Here is a 22,584-nt window from a genome sequence, read left to right as displayed (position 1 = left end):
CGCACGCGCAGCTGCCGGAGGTGAACTCATCTTCAGCCGGCTAGGCGACTTCGTGGTGCGGCGTCCGTGGCCGGTGATCGGCTTCTGGGCGCTGTTGGTCGTGCTGCTGCCGCTGTTCGCGCCGTCACTGACCGATATGGCGCAGCGCCATCCTGTCGCGGTGCTGCCCGCCGACGCCCCGTCCGTCTCGACTTCGGCGAAGATCTCCGCGGCCTTCGATGAAGACGGCTCGGAAAATGTGCTGACCGTGCTGCTCAGCGACGAGCAGGGCCTGAGTCCCGCCGATGAAGAGGTCTACCGCACGCTGGTGGACCGGCTGCGTCTGGACACCGAACACGTGGTGATGCTGCAGGACCTGCACACCACCCCGGCGCTGCGGGAGGTGCTCGCCAGCAGCGACGGCCAAGCTTGGATCCTGCCGGTCGGGCTGGCCGGCGACTTGGGCACGCCCGAGTCCTACGCGGCATACCTGCGCGTCGCCGACATCGTCCAGCAGACCGTTGCCGGATCGACCCTGACCGCTGACGTCACCGGCCCGGCGGCCACCGTCGCCGATCTGACCGATGCCGGGGCGCGGGATCGCCTGGCGATCGAGTCCGCGATCGCGGTCTTGCTGCTGATCATTCTGGCGGTCATCTACCGCAATCCGGTCACCATGGTGCTGCCGCTGATCACCATCGGCGCGTCGCTGGTGACCGCGCAGGCGGTGGTCGCCGCGGTCTCACTGGCTACCGGAATGGCCGTCTCAAACCAGGCCATCGTGCTACTCAGTGCGTTGATCGCCGGCGTCGGAACCGATTACGTCGTCTTCCTGATCAGCCGCTATCACGACTACGTCCGGATGGGGGCGGGCACGACTGACGACAATCAGCAGGCGGTGCGCCGGGCCCTGACGTCGATCGGCAAGGTGATCGCCGCGTCCGCAGCGACGGTGGCCGTCACCCTGCTGGGAATGGGCTTCGCCAAACTGGGGGTGTTCGCCACCACCGGCCCGGTGCTGGCGATCGGCATCGCGGTGGCTTTCCTCGCGGCCATCACCCTGCTGCCGGCCATCCTGGTGGTGGCTGGGCCGCGCGGGTGGGTGGCACCGCGCCCCGAACGCGCCGCGCGCCTCTGGCGCCGGACCGGGGTGCGAATCGTTCGGCGGCCCAAGGCGTACCTGACCGGGAGCCTGGCCCTGCTGCTGGCCCTGGCCGGCGGTGCGGGGCTGATTCGGTTCAACTACGACGACCGCAAACAACTGCCGGATTCCGTCGCCAGCTCGCTGGGGTACGCCGCTTTGGACCGGCACTTCCCGGTCAACCAAACGATCCCCGAATACCTGCTGGTGCAGTCGCCCCACGACTTACGCACTCCGTGGGCACTCGCCGACATGGAGCAGATGGCATATCGGATCAGCCAGATCCCCGGGATCGCCGCGGTCCGCGGCGTCACCCGGCCCCGAGGTGAGTCACTCGAGGAGGCCCGAGCGACCTACCAAGCCGGTGAAGTCGGCGATCAGCTGGGCGACGCCGCCGGCCTGATCGCCGGGCGCGATGCCGACCTCAACCGGCTGTCCACGGGTGCCCGGAAGCTGGCAAACGGCCTCGGAGATCTACACGCTCAGGTCAGCCAATCCATCGGCAGCGTGCGCAGTCTGGTCGACGCGTTGGCCTACCTGCAGAATCAGTTCGGTGGAAACAAGACCTTCGGGGAAATCGACCAGGCCGCAAGGCTGGTCAACAGTATCCGCGCGCTCGGCGACGCTCTGCAGGTGAGCGTCGCCGGACTCGCGTCCAGCTTCGACTGGGTCGATCCCGTCACCGAGTCCCTCGACGCCAGCCCGACGTGCGATGCCAACCCGATCTGCGGAAATGCACGGGCCGAGTTCCACAAGCTGCAAAACGCCCGTGCCGCGGGCACTCTTGACGAGATCTCGTCGCTGTTCCGGCAGTTGCAGTCGGCGCAGCCCTCGCAGAGCGTGTCGTCGGCGGTCAACGGGCTGAGCCGCTCCCTGCAGTCGGCCGCGCAGTCCCTGCATGCGCTGGGATTCGACAATCCGCGCAGGGTGCAACGGAAGATCATTGAGATGCAGAACGGCACCAACGACCTCGCCGTCGCTGGGCGCCAGGTGGCTGACGGGGTGCAACTCCTCGTCGACCAGACCAAGGAATTGGGCCTGGGACTCGACACCGCGTCGGCGTTTCTCATGACGATGGGCCACGACGCGTCCCAGCCCTCGATGGCGGGGTTCAATGTGCCACAACAGGTTCTGGCCACCGAGGATTTCAAGAGGCTGGCGCACACCTTCGTCTCGGCCGACGGCCATTCGGTGCGGTACTTCATCCAAACCGATGAAGATCCCTTCAGCACCAAGGCCATGGACCAGGTCAACGCCATCCTTGCCACCGCCCAGGCGGCGCAGCCCAACACCATCCTTGCCGACGCCTCGATATCGATCTCCGGATACCCGGTCACGCTGCGCGACATCCGCGACTACTACGAGCGGGACATTCGGCTCATCGTCGTCCTGACCACCCTGGTGGTGCTGCTGATCCTGACCGCGCTGCTGCGCGCGGTGGTCGCCCCGATCTATCTGGTGGGTTCGGTGATCATCTCGTACCTGTCGGCGATCGGGCTCGGCGTCCTGGTCTTCCAGGAAATGCTGGGTCAGCAGTTGCATTGGAGCGTGCCGGGTTTGGCATTTGTGGTGCTGGTGGCGGTGGGCGCCGACTACAACATGTTGCTGGCGTCCCGACTGCGCGACGAATCGCCGCTGGGCGTGCGAACCAGCGTCATCCGCACGGTCGGGTCCACCGGTGCGGTGATCACCGCAGCGGGCCTCATCTTCGCCTCTGCCATGTTCGGTCTGCTGTTCGCCAGCGTGGGGGCCGTGGTGCAGGGCGGCTTCGTGATCGGCGCCGGCATCCTGGTCGACACCTTTGTGGTGCGCAGTATCACCGTGCCCGCCGCGGCCGCGCTGCTGGGTCGGGCCAATTGGTGGCCCGCGCGTCCGTGGCTGCAGCCCCGGCCCGACGGGCCGAAACGCGCAGCCGCCGGCGGCCGGGCGATCGAGACGGTGACCGACGCCTGACCCGAGGCGTCAGCCGGTGAACCCGAAGAAGTTGCGCAGCTTGCCGAGGGTGTCGTCGACGGCGCTGTTGGTCTCCGGTCCCAGAACCTGCACCACGTCCATCCCGGCGGGGTGGACTGAAACAGGTCGGGTGGCGGGGTCGTCATTGCGGGAGTAACCGGCGTCGACCTGCGGCTGCAGGAAGGCGTCGAGCTGGTCGACCACGTCGTCGGGCACGCCGGCGAAGCGCAGCGGCAGCGTCAGCGGCAGGTGGTTGATGGGAATCAGATAGGACGTTGTCGTGGCGCCCCGGGAGTTGACGGTGGACCTGATGTTTTGGGCCGGTACATCAGCGGGCGTGGTGAACGCTGCCGGGGTGTGCACGATCGCGGCGCCGATGAGCGCGTTGGCGACCGACCACAGATTGTCGGGCCGGTCGGGGAAGTCCGCCATGCCGTCGTAGGCAGCGACCACCCGATTGGTGTCGTATTGGCTCTCCACCTCCGGGGGCATGGTGTAGTCCTCGAGTGGCAGACGGCTACCCGGCGGGAAGAGGCCGGAGAGAAAGCTCTTCCCGAAGGCGTGCTTTCCCATGGGGGAGCCGAACGTCGAGAACTGCAGCATGTGCGGCGGCGGCGCGGTGGGGTCGTTGGCGAGCCGGACCTGTTCCTTGTCCAGCGCCATGGTGCCTTGGGACAGGCCGACAACGGCGGCCGGTTCGGTGCCGCGACGAATCACGGCGTCCAGGCTGTCGGTTGCCGCGTCGACCGCGGCGGCAACGGTCACGTTGTCGCGCTGGGTGTCGGGGGCGAACATGGTGGGCACCCACCGGAACATCGCACCGGCCGGGTAGTCGATGATCTCCCGCTTCTTGTTCGGGAAATAGCCGGAGCCGGCGCGCTTGGTGTAATCCGCCCACGGAATGCCGGGCGGTCGAGCGCCGCCGACTGCGTAGACGACGTCCGCGGCGGCTGCCTCGCCCACCGGCGGCGGCGTCGGTGCGGGTGCGGGTGCACCCCAGGGGGTGTCGGTCGGACGTGCCGGGGCCGCGGCAGCGGTTCCGGCGCTCAACCCACCGGCCGAACCGGCGAGCCACACCGCGAGAGCTCCGGCGAGCAGTCGTTTCATCGCTAACCCCTTCAGCACGGCCGGCCCTGTGTCCGAGCCGACTTCCACCTTCTCACAGACCCAGGACACCGGCAGTGCATAAGACACCGCCGACGGCGGCCAGCAGCGCGGCGACTTGGGCCGGCCGGCGTTGCCGACCCCACCTGTGCAGGGCTGCCATGAACTCGCGGGTGGCGTCCGGTGCCACCAGGTAGGCCAGCAGCGGAAGCTCGACGAGCGCAAACGCCAACACATTGAAGGTCAGCAGCGCGGCGACTTTCGTGCCGGTCGCGGCGCCGGAGGCGACGATGATCGCCAACGCGGCCAGATAGTCCACCGACGGCAGGGCGATGCTCAAACCGGCTGCGCCCGCCACCCACAGCGACCGACCTTTGAGCAATCGCTGTGCCCGAGCGGACAATCCGGCCGGGGCAGCATCGGAACGAGCCGCGCCCGTCTCGCGCGGCCGGCCGGCCCATACTCTGGCGAGCAGAACCGCGGCGGTCAGCAGCGCCAACGCGCCGATGACGATCTGAACCCGCGGCAGGGTCAGCCCGGACGACTCCGTCACCGAGGGCGGCAGGACGAACAACACCAGCAGACCGCCGGTTGTCCCCATGACGAAGCCGCCGCACAGGAACGCCATCAGCTGCAGTACCGGCCGGGGCCGGTTCAGCATCAGCAGCGTCAAACCGATGCGAACCGGTTCAATGCTGGTGGCAGCCGCCATCACCAGCAGGGCTATCCACATGCGGCGGCTTGGTCGCGCGGGGACGCGGCCGGCTCAGCGGTCAATCCGGGTGAACTGCTGGCTCTGGTACTGCTCGACGCAGGCGGCCCGGCGCACTTTGCCGCTGGTGGTGATGGGAATCGATCCCGGTCCCACCAGCACAACGTCAGCGACGGTTACCCCGTGGGCCTGGGAGATCGCCGCCTGCACATCGTCTTTCAGGACGGCGAGCCGTTTCGCGGTGTCCTCGGGGGATTCGCCTCGATCCCGAACTTCGATGATGGTGACCAGGGTCTCGTCCTCGTTGACCGGAACCGCGATGGCCGCGACGCGACCCCCGCTGATCTCTTGAAGGGTGGCTTCGATGTCCTCGGGGTAGTGGTTGCGCCCGCGGATGATCAGCAGATCTTTCATGCGGCCGACGATGAACAGCTCACCTTCGGAGATGAATCCGAGGTCGCCGGTTCTGAGCCACGGGCCGTTCGGGGTGCCCTCGGACGCCCGGATCAGTGTCGCGGCGAACACCTCCTGGGTCTGTTCCGGTTTGTTCCAGTAGCCGGCAGCGACATTGGCACCGGCGGTCCAGATCTCACCGACAGTTCCCACTGCGCATTCGGTGCACGTGTCGGGGTTCACGATGCGCACCGCCGGCGACTTCGGGACACCGTAGGTGAGCAGCGGCGTGCCCTCTTCGGTGTTCGACCGCTGCGCACTGCCGCGCGTCAACTTCTCCGACTCGAAGTAGACCGTCTGCGGCGGGCACTCCACGTCGAGGGTGGCGACGTACAACGTGGCCTCGGCCAGCCCGTACGCGGGGTGCAGAGCCCGGGCACGGAAGTTGTAGGGGGCGAAGCGGTTGAGGAAGCGCTCCAAAGTCGCGGGGTGGACGCGTTCGCTGCCGCTGACGATGCCCAACACGTCACCCAGGTCGCGGCCGGCCAGGTCCTCATCGGTGGTCTTTCGCACCGCCAGTTCGAAGGCGAAGTTCGGCGCCGCCGAAAATGCCCGGCGGTGGCTGGCCATGGCTTGGATCCAGCGCGCTGGACGCTGCAGGAACGCCACGGGGCTGGTCAGCTCGCAACGGTAGCCACCGAGGACCGGTGCGATGATGCCCAGGATCAAGCCCAGATCGTGGTAGAAGGGCAGCCACGACACGATCGTGGTGTCGGGCGGTGCCACCCCGTTGAACTCCGGGAAGTAGCCCGCCATGAATTGCCGGAAGTTCACCTGAAGGTTGCGGTGCGTCACCATCACGCCGGCGGGAAGCCGCGTCGAGCCCGAGGTGTACTGCAGATACGCCACACCGCCGGAGTCCACCGGTGGATCCCCCATGGCCACGCCGGCGTCCAGGTCCAACGCGTCGACAGCGACGACGGTTGCCGTGGCTTCCGCCCCGGATTCGCGCACATACTCGGCGACCAGATCTTCGGCCCCGGACGTGGTCAGGACGACGGCCGGCGCGGTGTCGGTGAGCACGGCGCTGACCCGCTCATCATGTGCGCCGGGATGCGGCACCGGCAGGGGCACTGCGATGAATCCCGCCTGGATGGCGCCGAGGAAGGCCGCGACGTAGCCCAGGCCCTGGGGGGCGAGGATGACGGCCCGGTCCCCGGCAGAGCCGTGCTGCTTGAGTTCGCGGGCCACATTGAGGGCACGCCGATAGATCTGTGACCAGGACAGCGTTTCAGCGATCCCTTCCCAGTCCTGCTCGTAATCGGTGTAGGTGTACGCGGGGTCATCGGGGGAGAGGAAAGCGCGCTCGCGCAACAAAGTTAATAGGGACACGTCAGACATGGCGGTGAGGCTACCGTCACAGTGCGACATGTGCCGGGCATCGGTGAGTGGGTGTTCCCGGAACCGGGATTTCGCCGCAGCCCGGGTAGTCCGGTAACCTAGCCGGGTTGCCGACGCAGGCGACCCTCCTGCCGTGGTCACATCCACGGCCGCACTACGACCATAGGAGGTGATGAGGTTCCCATGCGTCCATACGAAATCATGGTCATCCTTGACCCCACTCTCGACGAGCGCACCGTCGCCCCGTCCCTGGAGACGTTCTTGAACGTGATCCGCAAGGACGGCGGAACGGTCGACAAGGTCGACATCTGGGGCAAGCGCCGCCTGGCCTACGAGATCGCCAAGCATGCCGAGGGCATCTACGCGGTCATCGACGTCAAGGCCGCGCCGGCCACGGTGTCCGAGCTCGACCGTCAGCTCAGCCTGAACGAGTCGGTGCTTCGCACCAAGGTGATGCGCACCGACAAGTCGTAGGCGGCTGTCGCAGCCGTTGCGTAGGCTCATGCTGCGAATGCAGCATCATCCAGCGCTGACACCGATCCTAGGAGGGCCCCGTGGCTGTAGGTGACACCACGATCACCGTCGTCGGAAACCTGACCGCGGACCCGGATCTGCGGTTCACCCCTTCGGGGGCGGCCGTCGCCAACTTCACGGTGGCGTCCACACCGCGGGTCTTTGACCGGCAGAGCGGTGAGTGGAAGGACGGCGACGCGCTGTTCCTGCGGTGCAACATCTGGCGCGAGGCCGCGGAGAACGTGGCCGAGAGCCTCACCCGCGGTTCGCGGGTGATCGTCACCGGGCGGTTGCGGCAGCGGTCTTTCGAGACCCGCGAGGGCGAGAAGCGCACTGTCTACGAGGTCGAGGTCGATGAAGTCGGCCCCTCGTTGAAGTACGCCACCGCCAAGATCAACAAGGTCAGCCGCGGCGGCGGCGGGGGCGGCTTCGGCGCGGGCGGCGGCATGGCTGCCGCGGCCGGTCCGTCCGGCCCGCCCGCGGAAGACCCGTGGGGCAGTGCTCCGGCGTCCGGCTCCTTCGGTGGCGCCGACGACGAGCCGCCCTTCTAGACAAACGAACCACTGCACGAAAGAGATAGGTAGATGGCCAAAACCAACAAGCGGCGCCCGGCTCCCGAGAAGCCGATCAAGACCCGCAAGTGCGCATTCTGCTCCAACAAGAAGCAGGTGATCGACTACAAGGACACCTCGCTGCTGCGCACCTACATCAGTGAGCGGGGCAAGATCCGCGCCCGTCGGGTGACCGGCAACTGTGTTCAGCACCAGCGCGACGTCGCGCTGGCGGTCAAGAACGCCCGCGAGGTCGCGTTGCTGCCCTTCACGTCGTCGGCGCGGTAGCCGGCCAAATCCGAGGAAGTACGAAACGATGAAGCTGATTTTGACCGCTGAGGTGGACCACCTCGGGGCGGCCGGAGACACCGTCGAAGTCAAGGACGGATATGGCCGCAACTACCTGCTCCCGCGCGGGCTGGCCATTGTCGCCACGCGTGGCGCGCAGAAGCAGGCCGACGACATCCGGCGGGCCCGCGAGACCAAGCAGGTGCGCGACCTGGACCACGCCAAGGAGCTCAAGGAAGAGCTGCAGGCGCTGGGCACGATCAACCTGCCCGCCAAGACCTCCGGCGACTCGGGCAAGCTGTTCGGCTCGGTGACCTCCGGCGACGTGGTGGCCGCGATCAAGAAGGCCGGTGGGCCGAACCTGGACCGGCGCATCGTCCGGTTGCCGAAGGCGCACATCAAGGCGGTCGGCAGCCACGCGGTGTCGGTGCACCTGCACTCCGAGGTCGATGTCGACCTCACCCTGGACGTCTCCGCGGCGGACTAAGCGGCATCAACGCAGCAGCCCCGGCAGCGCCACCCAGCGGCGCAGCCGGGGCTTCGCTGTGTCCAAAACCGGTCCACGCCGTTAGTTCTGGCTAACTTTTCGCCGCGCCAGCCCAGCAGGGCCGCTTACATTGTTGTGGAATCGCGTCTACCTGCCGGCAATGCAACACGCCCAAGGCGGCAACCTACGGCGACACGCCGGAGAGATTGTCTTCCACAAGCAACACGCCCGCCCTTACCGTTTCCACCTGCGGAGATAACCGACATTACAACCGCCATCCACAAGTCTTCCCCACCATCCCAAACAAATGGCGCACGGGTGTGCACACTTGATCCACACCTTTGTGAACAACCTCGTTTGGTAGGGCCGCCAGCAACGCCTACCGTCAACGCGGCAGGGGACATCGGGGGTGTCGGTGCCCACGGATACTTTCGGGGCGTCAACGTCGAATCGGCGTTCGATCGTGCCAGTGGAGGAGGTGCGGCGCATGGCGGTAGTCGACGACCGTGGTCATTCTGAGCTTGAGGAGCCACCACGCGAGGACGTCGGCCGTCAGCCGCCCCAGGATCTTGCCGCAGAGCAGTCGGTGCTCGGCGGCATGCTGCTGAGCAAGGACGCCATCGCCGACGTGCTGGAGCGGCTGCGGCCCAGCGACTTCTACCGCCCGGTGCACCAGAACATCTACGACGCCATTCTGGACCTCTACGGGCGCGGTGAGCCGGCCGACGCGGTGACCGTGGCCGCCGAGCTCGACCGCCGCGGCCTGCTGCGCCGGGTGGGCGGCGCCCCGTATCTGCACACCCTGATCTCCACGGTGCCCACGGCGGCCAACGCCGGCTACTACGCCACCATCGTCTCGGAGAAGGCGCTGCTGCGCCGGCTGGTCGAGGCCGGGACCCGCGTGGTGCAGTACGGCTACGCGGGCGCCGAGGGCGCCGACGTGGCCGAGATCGTCGACCGCGCCCAGGCCGAGATCTACGAGGTGGCTGACCGCCGGCTCTCCGAGGACTTCGTGCCGCTCGAAGACCTGCTGCAGCCCACCATGGACGAGATCGACGCGATCGCCTCGCACGGCGGGGTCGCCCGCGGCGTGCCGACCGGCTTCACCGACCTCGACGAGGTGACCAACGGGCTGCACCCGGGCCAGATGATCGTGGTGGCGGCGCGGCCGGGTATGGGGAAGGCGCTGTCGTTGAAGACGCTGCTGGCCACCCCCACCGGGTGGACCACCATGGGTGAGGTGGCCGTCGGTGATCTCCTGCTGGGCCCGGATGGGCGGTCCACCCGGGTGGTCGCCGCCACCGAGGTGATGCTGGACCGACCGTGCTTCGAGGTCGAGTTCTCCGATGGCACCGTGATCATCGCCGACGCCGAGCACCAATGGCTCACGGAGACGCGGGCATCGCGCAAGTCGGCGCAGGCCGCAGCTGCCGCATACAACCGCACCAAGAATCAGCGCACCTTCGCCGCGATTCGGACCACCGCCGAGATCGCCGCGACGCTGCGGTGCGACACCGCAGACCAGCGGCTGAACCACTCGGTCACCAACACCCAAGCGCTCGATCTGCCGGAGCGGGAATTGCTGGTCCCGCCCTACACCCTGGGTGCGTGGCTCGGGGATGGCACCAGCGCGTCGGCGCAGATCACCACGGCCGACCCCGAGATCATCATGCGAATCGAGGCGGAGGGCCTGTGCGCTGTGCCCTCGAAGTCTGCGAAGTACCGCTACCGACTGCGCTTGCCGGCCGAGGACGGTGTGGCCGTTCGCAACTGCGCGGTGTGCGGCAACGAGTTCCTGCCCCAAACCAGCCAGGTGCGCACCTGCGGGCGCTCCTGCGGCGGTCGCGCGCGATTCAGTTCGCCGCCGGTGGCGGAGCCCACCTGCCCGCAGTGCGGCGGGCCTTCGGCGGGACTGCGCATGTGCCAGGGCTGCCGTAACACGGTGGGCACACTGCAAGCCCGGCTGCGAACCATCGGCGTGCTCGGCAACAAGCACATTCCCACGGAGTACCTGCGCGGCTCGGAAGCACAGCGCCGGCAACTGTTGGCGGGCCTTCTGGACACTGATGGCACCGTAACCGCGAGCGGTTCGGTGCAGTTCTCGGTAACGGACCGCAGGCTGGCCCGCGACGTGGCGGAGCTGGTGGTGAGCCTGGGCTACCGCTGCCAGACTGCGACCAAGCGGGTGCGCGGACGCACGGAAGCGTCCAGCATCGCCTACACCTTGAACTTCACCACCGATGACCAGGTTTTCGCGTTGGAGCGCAAGGTGATTGCGCACAAGGAACGCCGAAGGGTCAAAGGGACAGCCCGCTCGGGTTCACGGTTTATCGTGGCCGCCCGCCCAGTGCCCAGCGTGCCGGTGCGCTGCGTCGAGGTGGACAACGCCAGCCACATGTACCTGGCCGGCGAGGCCATGATCCCGACCCACAACTCGACCCTGGGTCTGGATTTCATGCGCTCGTGCTCGATCAAGCACCGGATGTCCAGCGTCATCTTCTCCCTGGAAATGAGCAAGTCCGAGATCGTGATGCGGTTGCTGTCGGCGGAGGCCAAGATTAAGCTCGCCGACATGCGCTCGGGTCGGATGAGCGACGACGACTGGACTCGGTTGGCGCGCCGCATGAGCGAAATCAGTGAGGCGCCACTGTATATCGACGACTCACCGAACCTGACCATGATGGAGATCCGCGCCAAAGCGCGCCGGCTCAAACAGAAAGCCGACCTGCGGTTGGTGGTCATCGACTACCTCCAGCTGATGACATCAGGCAAGCGGGTCGAGTCACGTCAGCAGGAAGTCTCTGAGTTCTCCCGTAATCTCAAGCTTTTGGCCAAGGAGCTCGAGGTTCCGGTGATCGCGATGAGCCAGCTCAATCGTGGCCCAGAGCAGCGCACCGACAAGAAGCCGATGCTGGCCGACCTGCGTGAATCCGGTGCCATCGAGCAGGACGCCGACATGGTGATTCTGCTGCACCGCCCGGATGCGTTCGAGCGTGACGACCCGCGCGGTGGCGAGGCGGACCTGATCCTGGCCAAGCACCGTAACGGCCCTACGAAGACGATTACCGTTGCGCACCAACTGCATTTGTCGCGGTTTACGAACATGGCGCACTGACGGGGGCGGTTGTTGGATCTCAAATTTGACTGCACTACCGCTGCACTTATGCAATTAGCGTGAGACACGCCGCATGCGGTTGCGGTACGGGAGCCTGTCGAGGCGGGATCGTCGAGCGGTGTCCGGCATTCGACGGGCCGCGGAAGCGACGGTTTCCGTTCGAAACAACGCCGCGCCGTGGCGCACTTTCAGGTGGTGCCGCGGACAAAAGCACTATTCGCGTTCGTATTGGTCGGCGACGGAGTGTGCCAATATCATCGACGATTCTCGCCTGGAGTTGGCGCAGTTGCTCTACGCCGACTTCGACTTCGCGGTGCGCCGCAAACGCCGGCATGTCCCGGATTTGCTGCTCGCCGAGGCTGATGGACCGGTCATCGTCAATGTGAAACCGCGTGCGCGCTAGATGATCCCAAGGTTCGCTTCAGCCTGGGATGGTCACGCAAGCTCGTGGAGAGTCGTGGCTGGGCTACAAAGTGTGGAGTGAGCCGCCGGCGGCGGAACTCGGCAAGATTAGGTTTCTTGCGGGCTTCCGCAATCCCCGGCATTTTGACGTGTTCTCGCGGAACGAATCCGCCGGGATGATCTCAGCGCCTCACCTTGAGTGAGGCGCTGAGTGTCGACACCAGCTGATGGACACCAGCCAGCCGGATGTCATCGTGCTGAATGCCCTCACATTGCGTTGGGTGCAGGCCGAACTGACGATCGGGATGGACTCGTACAGCCGGTGCGTCATCGGAATCAGATTGACTCCGGTGTCGACGAAATCGTTGGATGCCGCGGCGGTGTTGTATCAGGCGTATCGGCCTCGGCCGCCGGTAAGGACTGGCCAGCTGACGCGGTGTGGCCCGCGCATGGCGTCCCACGGTCGGTCCTGATCGACGTCGACGCGGTCGAAGGAGCGACCGTCGGTGCGGCGGGTCCGCCGATAGTGCCCGAGACCATCGTGATCGACCACGGCAAGAACTACATATCCGAGCCTTTGACGAGCGTTTGCCAGCGGATGGGCATTTCGCTCCAGCCTGCGCGATTGCGGACGGGCCGGGATAAGGGACCGGTGGACAGGTTCTTCCGTACCATCCGCGAGGACCTGCTGCAAGCCTTGCTGGGATACAAACGCAGGATGTGCATTCCCGCGGGCTGGAACCCAGAGGCGGAGGCGTTCTTCTACCTCGATGAGTTGGAAGCAATCATCCGTGAGTGGGCGGCAGTGGTGTATCACCGCCGACCGCATGCCGGCCTCGTCGCTCCGCATGTGCCACGCTACGCATGTCGCTCGATTCACTTGAGGGCACGCCAGGTCTGGCGCCCCGGTCGATGTCCCCCTGCTTGATCCACCTTCGACATCGTGACGGGGTGGATGCCGAGGTCGTCGGAGGTCTGGTTTTGCGGCTTGCCAGCGCGTACGAGCGCGATCGCGCGGGCTCGGAACTCAGCCGGGTAGGGGCGGGGCATGACGGTCAGCCTTTCGTACAGGCGGTCACTTAGTCACCGAATCTGGAACCCAAACGGTAGGGCAGGTCAAGATTTCAACTATTCGTTCAGCAGACCCGACGAGGGGGCAAGATGGATTTGTCGGGTCCATCGTCGGGGAGGCTGCTGTGGGGGCTGAGTTGGTCGCCCATTCGTTGTGCCCCCCAGCCCGCCTGAGCGGAGGGCTGTGAGCGTGTCCGCTCCCGCCCGCGATGACGACGACTTCTCATTTGGTCCTCCCGAACTGTGGGCGACCTACATGCCCGGGCCCGAAACAGTGCCGGCCTATCTCACCAGCAAGTTCGCCGCTCAGTATCGCGTGCTCATCGAAGTGATGCTCGAAGCCCAAGACAAGAGCCTGACCGGACTGTCTCACCAGGAAGTCGCCGACGGCGTCCGCGATTACCTGGCCGCCCGGCTACCGCAGGACATCTTCGAAGGATTGTTGAACGAGGACCGCTTTCACCTCGACGCCCGCCTGGACCGGCTTGTGCAGTGGGGAGTGCTGAGCCGTTGGCAGGACCCTGCCCACACCGGGGAAGACTTCCTTCGCCGCCGGGACCGTTACCAGTTGACACCCCAAGCGGCCCGGCTACACACCTTCTGGACCGAGGAATTGCACGCCGATGAAGAGGCGGCAGCCGATATCACTCTGGCCCCCAGGGCAATTCACGAGCGTCTCGCGGCTTTTATCACTGCAGTACACGCGCACAACTACCAGGATGCGGCGACGGAGTTTCAGAACATCATCCTGCTCCACAACGGGATGGCGACCGCAGCGCGCACATGGCAGCGCGGACTCGCCTACGCACTGTCCGGCGGCCCTGATGCGGACAAACAAGACCTGCTGTGGCGGACGCTGAGCTCCTATGTGGAGATGTGGGGCGAACAGGTCGATATCCACAGCCCCGCCATCGCCGACCTGATGGCCGGCGCGGCGCCGATGCTGACCGAATCGGTGTGGCGGGCCTGCTGCCGCACCGGCCAAGAAAAAGGCGACGACGGCCAAGTCGCCGCCCAGGCGGATCGGTGGCAACGGACCTGGCAGGCGCTCACGTCATGGTTCGGCACCGATGGGCAGGCCCGCCGGCTGCGCCGCCGACTCCGCGACCTGGTCTCGCCGTGGGCGCGCAACATGCACATCCTTTTGGACACCTCCGGCACCGTCACCCGCCGCGCAGAACTGTTGAGCCTCGCGACCGCTCTCGAACACGCCGCCGACGACACCGCAGCGTGGGCGCTATGGGACACCGCCACCGGGCTGTTCTCGGCTCGGCACCTGCTGCTGCCCGCCGACTCCTCCGACGACCACGCCACCAAGTGGGCCAACGCCGCCGCCGCCCCCATCACTGCCCGATTCCGCGAGCGGGGTGTCCGGGCAGCAGTCGGCCGGCGGCCCTCCATCCCGGACTACTCCGCCGGCCGCGCCGCCGCCCGCCGGGCCCGCGCCGCCGACGCCGCCGCTCGCGCCGCCGCCGAAGCCGCACTAAGAGGCCGGTCGGGGACCGAACTGGCGAGCTGGGTGCACCTGTCGCACAACGAATTCAACTTGTTCCTCGAACTGCTGGGCGCGTCCCACACCATTGACGGGGAGGCGCGGATCGGGGTCACCAGCGACGGGCGGTGGAAGATCCGCTTTGCACCCAGCAAGTCCGCCGACATGACTGTCGAAGTGGCTGGTCCGCACGGCCGGTTGGCCACCCGCAACTGGCGCTTTGAGATGGAGAAGCTCGGGTGATGCACGACCCGGAAAAGCAGCGCGCGTTTACCGCCATGCTCGAGCACCCCGTGCTCGACCGGCGGCGATACCCGCAGCTGTTCAGCCTCGTCGTCCACAACCGCAAGGACATCACCGGCTGGTTCAAGGAGCGCCTCAACTACGACTTGGTCATCACCGAGTCGGCGGCTCGGCTGTTCCGCCGCCCCTTGGGCGACACCCTCACCGCGCCCGTGCGGTACGGCTATCCCGAGGGCTGGCGGCGGGTGCTCGTGCTGACCGTCTTGGCCGCGGCCGTCGCCGAAGACGCCGAAGACGTGACCACCACCCAGGAGCTGTCCGACCGCGTCCGCGTGCTGACCCAGCGCGATGACATCAACCTGCAGGTGTATGACCCCGACAAGCGCGCCGAACGTGCACTGTTTGTCAAAGCCGTTGCGTTGCTGGCGCATACCGGAGTACTTCGGCCAGCCGACGCCGACGATGAAGATCGCCGGGCAGGGTGGGTGGGCCGGAGCGACGCCGTCGGCGGTGCCTATGAAGTCGATCGGCAGCTTCTCCTGCGTCTAGTCGAACCCACATCGCTGGCCGCAGCTCTGGGACGGTGGGGGCAAGCGACGGCCGCGGGGGAGGACGGTGTCGCCAGCCGGCACCGCGTGATGCGCCGCCTCATCGAACTGCCAGCCTGCCTCTACGACGATCTCACCGAACCCGACCGCGCCTACTTGGCCAACCAGCGGGCCCGCCTCGCGGAGTGGTGCCGCGAGATGACCGGCTGGGTGGTCGAACAACGCGCCGAAGGAGTGGCACTGATCGCCTCCGACGAGGAGGACACCGATTTGCCCTTCCCGCGGATGCGGGCGCTCGACTTCGCCGCCCTCATGTTGCTTAACGAACTTCGCACTGTGATCGACGAGCAGCGTGAAGTGAGTGACGGTGAGGTCCTCGCCGCCGCCGGCCGGATCCGTGAGCGCCACCCCAAGGCGCTGAAGAAGGAACTCGACACCGACCAGGCCATCAAAGAGCAAAGCGTGCAACTACTTTCCGCGCTGGATCTGATACGGCGTGTGCCCACCAGCGCCGGTCAGCGCTGGTGGCTGTCACCGGTCGCTGAGCGGTTCCGGGACCCCGAGGTGGTCACCGTTTCCAGTCGCCTCTACAGCGAAGAGGAGCTGGAACAGTGACCGCGTCGGTGGACCGCTTCGGAGATGGAAAGCAATGGCTGGAAGCCGCTCTACAACGGCGGCTGCCCGAGCCGGTGCGAGACCGCTGGCAGCCGCTGCGCGTCGGTGTGGTGAGCCTGTGGGAGTACGATGACGCGGAATTCTGGTACGCCGACGGACGGATGGTGTTGCGCGGCCAGAACGGCGCCGGCAAAACCAAGGTGTTGGAGCTGACCACCCTGATGCTGCTGCGCGGCGAAACCCGTCCGGCCGATCTCGATCCGTTCGGCTCCCAACATCGCAACATGCGCTTCAACCTACTGCCCACCGGGGAGGGCGACGATCCGCGCCCGCCTGCCGATGCCGGACTGGGCTACGCCTGGATCGAATATGGGCGGATCGACGAGAACGGCCGGCCCCGGTTTTACGTGTGCGGCATGGGGATGAGCGCGCGGCGCGGGACCGGAACGCCGAAGGTGAACACCTGGCACTTCATCACCCCATTGCGGCCGGGCAAGGACTTCTACCTGAGCAAAGGTGGCCGCGCCTTGGATTACAAGCAGCTCAAGCAGATCGACGGCATCGACTTGCCCGCCGACGCGACCGCCTACCGCAACCGGCTGGCCCGCGACCTGTTCGGCCTTCCCAAGACCTCATATGACAACCTCACCGCCCTGCTCAAGACGCTAAGGAAGCCCAAACTCGGTGAGGCACTGAGCCCTTCAGTCCTCGAGGAGATGATGCGGGACGCGCTGCCGCCCCTGGACGACCATGAGATCGACACATTGGCCACCGGCTGGGACAACCTCGACCGCCTGCGCGACGCCGTCGAATACACCAAGAAGGCCGCAGTGGCCGTAGCGACCTTCGTGCGTGAGGGTTGGAAGCCGTGGGCCCGCACGGTTGCGCGCCGACGCGCCGACGACTTCACCAAAGCGACCACCAGCCTGGACAACACCACCCGTGACCGCAACAACGCAGACAAGACCCTCGCCAGCGCCTCGGCAGTGGTCACCGAGGCGAAAGCAGAACTGCAGAAAAGCAAGCAGCTGCAACAAGATCGCACGACCGAAGCCACAGAGCTCGCTGAATCCGCGGCCTACCGCGAGGCCGCCGCGGCCACGACGCGCATTGCCGCACTCAAGGAGAAGGCCGAGGGTCTCGAAAAGCAGGTCAGCCGCGCGAAGACCCGTTTGACCGAAGTGACCACCGACCGCGACTCTGCCTCGACCCAGAAGGACAAGAAGGCCGAGGAGATGGCAACAGCCGAGGCAGCACTGGCTACGGCTGTCGGGCAGATCGCCCAGAGGGCCGGCGCCGCTGGCCTCACCGCCTCGATCGAGCAACACCTCGACCCACCCAATGTGGAAGCCTTGCGTGCCGATCATCAACTGCGCCAAGAGCGCTTTACCCGACTCCGTGCGCTGCAGGGCGCCCACCGGCGCGCCGCAGAGGCCGCCGACCGATCAGGCCTGCAAGTCCAACATCGCGAAGCTGACGCCGAGGAAGCCCGCACCGTCCGTGATCGAGCCAAGGGTGCCGTGATGGAGCGTGCGGACGAGCTTCGCCAACAGATCCGAAACTGGGCGGCCGCGGCGACGGTCGAAGCCTGGCCGGATGACACGGTCGAGGAGTGGTGCGACTATGTCAGCGACCTCACGCTGTTTGACGAGGACACCGGAGACACCCCGCAGTCGGAATCCGTTGTGGCGCTGATGCGTGCGCAGATCAACCCGATTCGTCAGCGGATCTCGACCGAAACTCAACAACTAGGCGAACGTCGCGTCCCGATCAAGTCCCGCCATGACGACGTCGAACAACAACTTCGCCAAGTCAGTTCACAAACGGAGACACCGCCTCCCCCGCCGGTGTCCTGGTTCCGGCGCCCCCGACCCGCTGTCGAGGAGGGCCTTGGCGCGCCCCTGTGGCAGCTGGTCAATCCAACTCCCGGGGTCGACGACGCGGTGCTCGCTCGACTGGAGGCCGCCGCCGCGGCCGCCGGGCTGCTCGACGCCTGGATCTCTGCTGACGGGTCGGTGGACAGCGACGACGGCCGCCTCCTCGTCGACACCCAACTCGTTGACACCGGCCACCGGCCCGGCCGCAACCTTCTCGAGGTCCTCGAACCGGATCCTGACGGTGCCGTCGATGCGGCGACGGTCAGCCGCATCCTTGCTGCGATCGGCTGGTGCGACGCCGGCGCGGACGGCAATGGCGGCGACTGGCTGGCCGCCGACGGCAGCTGGCGCATCGGGGGGCTCACCGGTCGCGCCGAGCCTATCGGGCTGGTCTCCTACCTTGGTGCGGCAGCGCGTGCGGCCGCCCGTCAGCGGCGTATTGAGCAGCTCACCGCTGACCTGACCGCCCTGGCCGCAGAGCTGTCGGAGATCGACGGACGGCTGGCCGTCTATCAACAGCGGCGCCAGCAGCTCGACTCAGAAGAAAAACAGCTTCCCGAACGTGGTGAACGTGCGCTGCATCAGGCGGTGACGCTGCTGGCTGAACGCAGCCGCGCAGCCCGAAAGGCGGCGGAGAAAGCCGAGAAGGCCGCTGCGGCCCACCAGGCGCACTTAGCTCTGCGTGATGACGCGTGGTCCGAATTCGGCGACCACGCCGCTCAACACCAATTCCCCACCAAGGACCTCGACAACCTCGCACGTGCCCTGGACGACTACAAAGAACAGCTGCGGGAGCTCGCCGATGCACTCAAGGAGCTGCACAGGGCGCGGGATGCACTAAGGGAAGCCGAACGGACCCTCACTGAACAAGAAGCCAAGCACACAGCGGCCGAGCAGGAGCGCGACGAGCGGATTGCCGAGCATCGCACCGCGCAACTACAACTGGCCACCGCGGAAAAGACGCTCAACAGTGGATTCCGCGAGCAACTAGAACGCAAAGAAAAACTCGACCGACAGATTGCCGAACTCGCGCAGAGCATCGAGAAGACCCAAGAACGACTGCGGGTCGCCACGGGGTCCGAATCCGCCGCCACGGTTCGGCTGGACGACTACGAAGGCAAGCGCAAAGACGCCGAGGGGCGTCGTGACGCGATGATGGCGGCGCTGTGGGAACTCATCGACCACGATCTCGTCGAGCCGCTCGGCATTCCCGTTCCGGAGAAACGATCGGTGGCCTTCGCGCGCGATTTCGCCGCCGCGATCAAACGTGAGATCCGCGATCAAGACGCCGCCGCACTGGTGGAACGGGCACGTCGCCGCTGCGAGCGGGAGAGTGACGTTCTTCGTCAACAGTTGCTACCCGACCGTGACGTCCGGGTGGAAGACGCCGACAGCCCGTTGATGCGAATTAGCGTGCTGATCGACACCGAGCACGGCTGGCTCAATCCTGTCGCCGCGTCCAACGCTCTGGCCGCCCGCGTCCTAGAGCAGCAAGAGCGGTTCGATGCCGAACAACAACGCGTCCTGACGACTCTGCTCGGGTCGACGTTCATCGAACACCTCAAGGATCGCTTGGACTACACCGCCGACACCTTCGCTCGCATCAGCGACCAGCTGGCCGTTCGCCCCAATCGGCAAGGTCACATCGTGCGCGTCGACTGGATGGCCGACAAGACCGACGCCGATGCCGAGGCTGTCGTGGCTGCCCTCCGACAGGGCTACCACCAACTCACCGCCGACCACCAACACACGGTGCGCGACTTTCTACGCCGCCGCATCGAGCAAGCCCGCGCCGACGCCGAGGCCGATGGCGCTCCGCACTGGAAGGAACAGCTGGCCGCCGCTCTGGACTATCGTCAGTGGCTTCGGATCACCTTGAGCTATCGGGCCGGAACGGCCGGCAAGTGGGCAGTCCTCGATGCGGCGCGGCATGGAGCGAAGTCCGGCGGCGAGAAGGTTGTGCTCCTCGCCCAACCACTGTTTGCCGCCGTCGCTGTCGCCTACAACGCTGCCAAAGTACATGCTCCGCGCAGCGTGTGGTTAGACGAGGCGATGACCGGGGTCGATCCCACGGTCAAGGCCAACTTCATGGGTCTGTCCGTCGATTTCGACCTCGACATCATGATCACCGCGTTCGATGAATGGTGTAACTACCCGACCGTCCCGGCGATCGCGATCTACGACCTTGCCCGCCAGGCCAATATCGCCGGCGTGGACTGCCAAACTTATCTGTGGTGCGGCGGGGAACGCGTCGCCGTCGATGTCGATCACCTCGGCGCTGCGACCGCCGCGCCCGCGGCCGGCGAAGGCTCTGATGGTTGAGATTCCAGCGGGACTCAAGGATTGGGCGCAACTCTCGGGGCCGACGCGGGTCCTTGCCGCCGTGCGGCAACGGGCCGCAAAGGGGGCGGCCACCGAATCGGGAACGCTCCGCCTCGATCTCAATCCGCAGCGGCGCCGCGAAGTCGGGCTGTTGCTCGGAAAACCGTGGGAGCTCGGCGGCCAGCCCGTCCGGTTGCAAGCCCTCGCCGCCGCCTTGGCTCCGCACGGCATGTCGGTGCGGGAATTCATCGAAGGCCTCGATGGCACCGAGCTGGTCAACTTGCGCGCCCTGCGCGCCGAGCAGCGCAGCGCTGCAAACCTTGCGGCCACCGAGGAATCCGCGGCGGCGCGCGCGGTTCTCGCCGCGGCCGGAATCGCCAGCCACGCTATCGACAGCTGGATGGCCGACCAGGGATGGCCACGGCCCGGGTCTGGGGAGTTGCTAACCCTCGCCGAGCAGGTTGCGACCGTCTGGCGCGAACTGCCCACCGAAGGCCAACCTCCTATGCCGCTGGCCCAACTGGCCGCACGGGTGGGCGACCACAACGCCCACACTCTCGACACGACGAAACTGCTCGGCCGCGCCGCCGTCCGGCTGATCGCGGCGGCGCACGACCTGCCGAGGCCCACCCGCGGCGGCAGAGTGTGGCGACAAGCCTGGGCCGCGGTGGGAGTGAAATGCGACTGGGTCTCCTCACGTGTTCTCGTCCTCAACTTGCCCCTCGCCGGAGATTCCCCCGCCGCTCGCTGGTGTGGCGCAGCGACCGGGGAACCGCTGTGGTTGACCCTGCGCTCGATGCCCACGCAGTGGAAGCTGACATCGAGCGCCCCCACGGTGTTTGTCTGCGAGAACGTCACGGTGGTGGAAGCCGCCGCCGACCTGCTCGGAGCCGCCTGTCCACCGATGGTGTGCACCGACGGCTATCCCGCCAACGCGGCCCTCGACGTCATCGGCGGGCTCGTAGAAGCGGGGTGCACCTTCCGAATCAGAGCCGACTTCGATACCGAAGGCTTGACGATCGCCGAGCGGATTCACTCCATCGCCCCGAATGCGCAGGGCTGGCGCTACGACTATGAAACGTATGCCCGCCATCTACACCTGGCTCCAAGCTCCGACGCCGTCGGCGACGACACCCTTACACAGCTTCGCCGCCTCTATCAGCACCACAAGATCGCCGTCCACGAAGAATCCATCCTGGATGACCTCCTGAGCGACCTCAATGGCGAAGCGCGAAACTGAAGCGTGCTTTGGTCAACTCGCCCACAAGCCAGCAGCACCTGCGACCGATCACGCGTGTCCCGACTTGTCCAGCGCTGGGGTGGGCGGCCGACGCTGACCCGGCTCCACCTCGGTGACTTGATCAGAAGATTGCCCGTCCTCACCGAAAGGCGGATCGTGGCTCATCACAGTGCTGCCCCGAAGTGACTTCCAGCCAGGCCGGCAGCGAAGCGGGCTGGCTATGAGGTTGTGGAGGCGGCTGCGATGAACGCCCGAGCCCATCGCGGGACTGGCAAATCTGACTCCGTCGATGCCCGCAGGATCGCAGCCGCGGTGGTTTCCCTCGAGCCCGAACAGCTGCGCCGTCCCCGAAGTGACGAAGGTATCCGGGCTGCGTTGCGCATTCTTGTCGCCACCCGTTAGCACATGACGACCGAACGCACTGCGACTGCCAACGCTTTCACTGCGTTGTTGCGTGTGGCTACCATGAGAGTTGATGCACGTAAGCCGTTGACCGCCAGTCAGAATGGTGAGGTCTCCCGCTGGCGCACCCGAGTTGAAGACCTTGTCACCGTCACTGCACGCGCCGAGGCAGTACGGCTGGCCAAGCGCGTCGTTGATCTCAACGAGCAACTCGCGACCAACCAGACGCAGATGATCGATCTCATCCACGCCAGCAATGCCTCTGTACTGCTGGACAAAACCGGCATCGGCCCCGTCACCGTCGCGGTCGTCTACACCGCCTGGTCGCACGCCGGCCGGGTCCGTTCCGAGGCCGCTTTCACCGCTTTGGCCGGCGTCAATCCCATCCCCGCCTCCTCAGGAAACACCGTGCGCCACCGACTCAACCGAGGCGGCGACAGGCGGCTCAACCGGGCACTGCACATGGCCGTCATCACCCGGATGACCCATGACCCCGACACCAACGCCTAGGTCGAACGACGTCGAACAAAAGGGACGCACCACGAAAGAGATCCGGCGCTGCCTCAAGCGCTACCTCGCGCGCCGTCTCTACCGGACCCTGGAAAAACTGCACGCGGAACCCGACGCCAAACCCCAGGCCGCTTGACAAGCCATAGAAGAGTCCACCACACCCACTCCGCCATCGGAGGCAAACCATCGATCACCCACCTGACAACGTTCTTGAACATCACCCCC

General features: G+C 66.4%; 14 protein-coding genes and 3 pseudogenes. 13 read left to right on the top strand and 4 right to left on the bottom strand.

Features of this window, described 5'->3' with window-relative positions; translation table 11 throughout:
* Positions 1-55: 55 nt before the first annotated feature.
* Positions 56-3,073 (top strand): MMPL/RND family transporter, encoded by a 3,018-nt coding sequence (locus tag AWC02_RS11635; protein WP_272818988.1) that lies wholly within the window; start codon positions 56-58, stop codon positions 3,071-3,073.
* Positions 3,074-3,082: 9 nt separating this feature from the next.
* Here AWC02_RS11635 and AWC02_RS11630 read toward each other — a convergent pair whose 3' ends face one another.
* Genes AWC02_RS11630 through AWC02_RS11620 form a run of 3 tightly spaced genes read right to left on the bottom strand, consistent with a single transcriptional unit; the run spans position 3,083 to position 6,683 of the window.
* Positions 3,083-4,180: a PE-PPE domain-containing protein gene (locus tag AWC02_RS11630; protein ID WP_085128916.1), complete on the bottom strand. Its 1,098-nt coding sequence runs from the start codon at positions 4,178-4,180 to the stop codon at positions 3,083-3,085.
* Between the two features lie 52 nt (positions 4,181-4,232).
* On the bottom strand, positions 4,233-4,910 hold the full coding sequence (locus tag AWC02_RS11625) for a GAP family protein (RefSeq protein WP_085128915.1): 678 nt from the start codon (positions 4,908-4,910) through the stop codon (positions 4,233-4,235).
* Positions 4,911-4,943: 33 nt separating this feature from the next.
* Positions 4,944-6,683 (bottom strand): AMP-binding protein, encoded by a 1,740-nt coding sequence (locus AWC02_RS11620; RefSeq protein ID WP_085128973.1) that lies wholly within the window; start codon positions 6,681-6,683, stop codon positions 4,944-4,946.
* A gap of 183 nt (positions 6,684-6,866) precedes the next feature.
* On the opposite strand from AWC02_RS11620, the gene rpsF reads away from it, so the two are divergent.
* The 7 genes and pseudogenes from rpsF to AWC02_RS11590 form a co-directional block, all read left to right on the top strand.
* Entirely contained in the window at positions 6,867-7,157 is a 291-nt protein-coding gene (gene rpsF, locus AWC02_RS11615) for a 30S ribosomal protein S6 (protein WP_047319220.1), read from the top strand.
* 80 nt (positions 7,158-7,237) lie between these two features.
* Positions 7,238-7,747, top strand: a complete 510-nt coding sequence (locus AWC02_RS11610) for a single-stranded DNA-binding protein (RefSeq protein ID WP_085128914.1) — start codon at positions 7,238-7,240, stop codon at positions 7,745-7,747.
* Positions 7,748-7,780: 33 nt separating this feature from the next.
* Positions 7,781-8,035 (top strand): 30S ribosomal protein S18, encoded by a 255-nt coding sequence (gene rpsR, locus AWC02_RS11605; RefSeq protein WP_085128913.1) that lies wholly within the window; start codon positions 7,781-7,783, stop codon positions 8,033-8,035.
* Between the two features lie 28 nt (positions 8,036-8,063).
* Entirely contained in the window at positions 8,064-8,522 is a 459-nt protein-coding gene (rplI, locus tag AWC02_RS11600; protein WP_085128912.1) for a 50S ribosomal protein L9, read from the top strand.
* Positions 8,523-9,009: 487 nt separating this feature from the next.
* On the top strand, positions 9,010-11,637 hold the full coding sequence (dnaB, locus tag AWC02_RS11595; protein WP_085128972.1) for a replicative DNA helicase: 2,628 nt from the start codon (positions 9,010-9,012) through the stop codon (positions 11,635-11,637).
* A gap of 118 nt (positions 11,638-11,755) precedes the next feature.
* On the top strand, positions 11,756-12,040 hold the full coding sequence (locus AWC02_RS21645; RefSeq protein WP_133055631.1) for a hypothetical protein: 285 nt from the start codon (positions 11,756-11,758) through the stop codon (positions 12,038-12,040).
* 223 nt (positions 12,041-12,263) lie between these two features.
* Positions 12,264-12,895: pseudogene (locus tag AWC02_RS11590) on the top strand (transposase); the annotation flags it as partial.
* Position 12,896: 1 nt separating this feature from the next.
* On the opposite strand, the pseudogene AWC02_RS22580 reads toward AWC02_RS11590, so the two are convergent.
* Positions 12,897-13,089: pseudogene (locus AWC02_RS22580) on the bottom strand (transposase); the annotation flags it as partial.
* Between the two features lie 211 nt (positions 13,090-13,300).
* On the opposite strand from AWC02_RS22580, the gene AWC02_RS11585 reads away from it, so the two are divergent.
* The 5 genes and pseudogenes from AWC02_RS11585 to AWC02_RS11565 all read left to right on the top strand — a co-directional run.
* Positions 13,301-14,845 carry a DUF2397 domain-containing protein gene (locus AWC02_RS11585; protein ID WP_237160437.1) on the top strand — a complete coding sequence of 515 codons (1,545 nt, stop codon included), beginning with the start codon at positions 13,301-13,303 and terminating at the stop codon, positions 14,843-14,845.
* Entirely contained in the window at positions 14,845-16,008 is a 1,164-nt protein-coding gene (locus AWC02_RS11580) for a TIGR02678 family protein (protein ID WP_085128911.1), read from the top strand. The genes AWC02_RS11585 and AWC02_RS11580 overlap by 1 nt, the downstream gene beginning before the upstream one ends.
* The gene (locus tag AWC02_RS11575; protein ID WP_085128910.1) at positions 16,005-20,207 is read left to right on the top strand and encodes a TIGR02680 family protein; all 4,203 of its coding nucleotides are present in this window, start codon (positions 16,005-16,007) and stop codon (positions 20,205-20,207) included. The genes AWC02_RS11580 and AWC02_RS11575 overlap by 4 nt, the downstream gene beginning before the upstream one ends.
* Positions 20,146-21,447, top strand: a complete 1,302-nt coding sequence (locus tag AWC02_RS11570) for a DUF2399 domain-containing protein (protein ID WP_237160436.1) — start codon at positions 20,146-20,148, stop codon at positions 21,445-21,447. The genes AWC02_RS11575 and AWC02_RS11570 overlap by 62 nt, the downstream gene beginning before the upstream one ends.
* Before the next feature lie 201 nt (positions 21,448-21,648).
* Positions 21,649-22,495 (top strand): annotated as a pseudogene (locus AWC02_RS11565) (transposase); the annotation flags it as partial.
* Positions 22,496-22,584: the final 89 nt, after the last annotated feature.

Source organism: Mycolicibacter engbaekii, assembly GCF_002101585.1.
GTDB lineage: Bacteria > Actinomycetota > Actinomycetes > Mycobacteriales > Mycobacteriaceae > Mycobacterium > Mycobacterium engbaekii.
The sequence above is the reverse complement of the archived record's forward strand: the minus strand, read 5'-3'. Positions and strand labels throughout refer to the sequence as shown.

Coding starts and splice junctions, on each gene's coding strand:
- dnaB (WP_085128972.1), top strand. CDS start 9,010: ATGGCGGTAGTCGACGACCGTGGTCATTCTGAGCTTGAGGAGCCACCA.
- rplI (WP_085128912.1), top strand. CDS start 8,064: ATGAAGCTGATTTTGACCGCTGAGGTGGACCACCTCGGGGCGGCCGGA.
- rpsF (WP_047319220.1), top strand. CDS start 6,867: ATGCGTCCATACGAAATCATGGTCATCCTTGACCCCACTCTCGACGAG.
- AWC02_RS11630 (WP_085128916.1), bottom strand. CDS start 4,180: ATGAAACGACTGCTCGCCGGAGCTCTCGCGGTGTGGCTCGCCGGTTCG.
- AWC02_RS11570 (WP_237160436.1), top strand. CDS start 20,146: ATGTCGATCACCTCGGCGCTGCGACCGCCGCGCCCGCGGCCGGCGAAG.
- AWC02_RS11620 (WP_085128973.1), bottom strand. CDS start 6,683: ATGTCTGACGTGTCCCTATTAACTTTGTTGCGCGAGCGCGCTTTCCTC.
- AWC02_RS11625 (WP_085128915.1), bottom strand. CDS start 4,910: ATGTGGATAGCCCTGCTGGTGATGGCGGCTGCCACCAGCATTGAACCG.
- rpsR (WP_085128913.1), top strand. CDS start 7,781: ATGGCCAAAACCAACAAGCGGCGCCCGGCTCCCGAGAAGCCGATCAAG.
- AWC02_RS11580 (WP_085128911.1), top strand. CDS start 14,845: ATGCACGACCCGGAAAAGCAGCGCGCGTTTACCGCCATGCTCGAGCAC.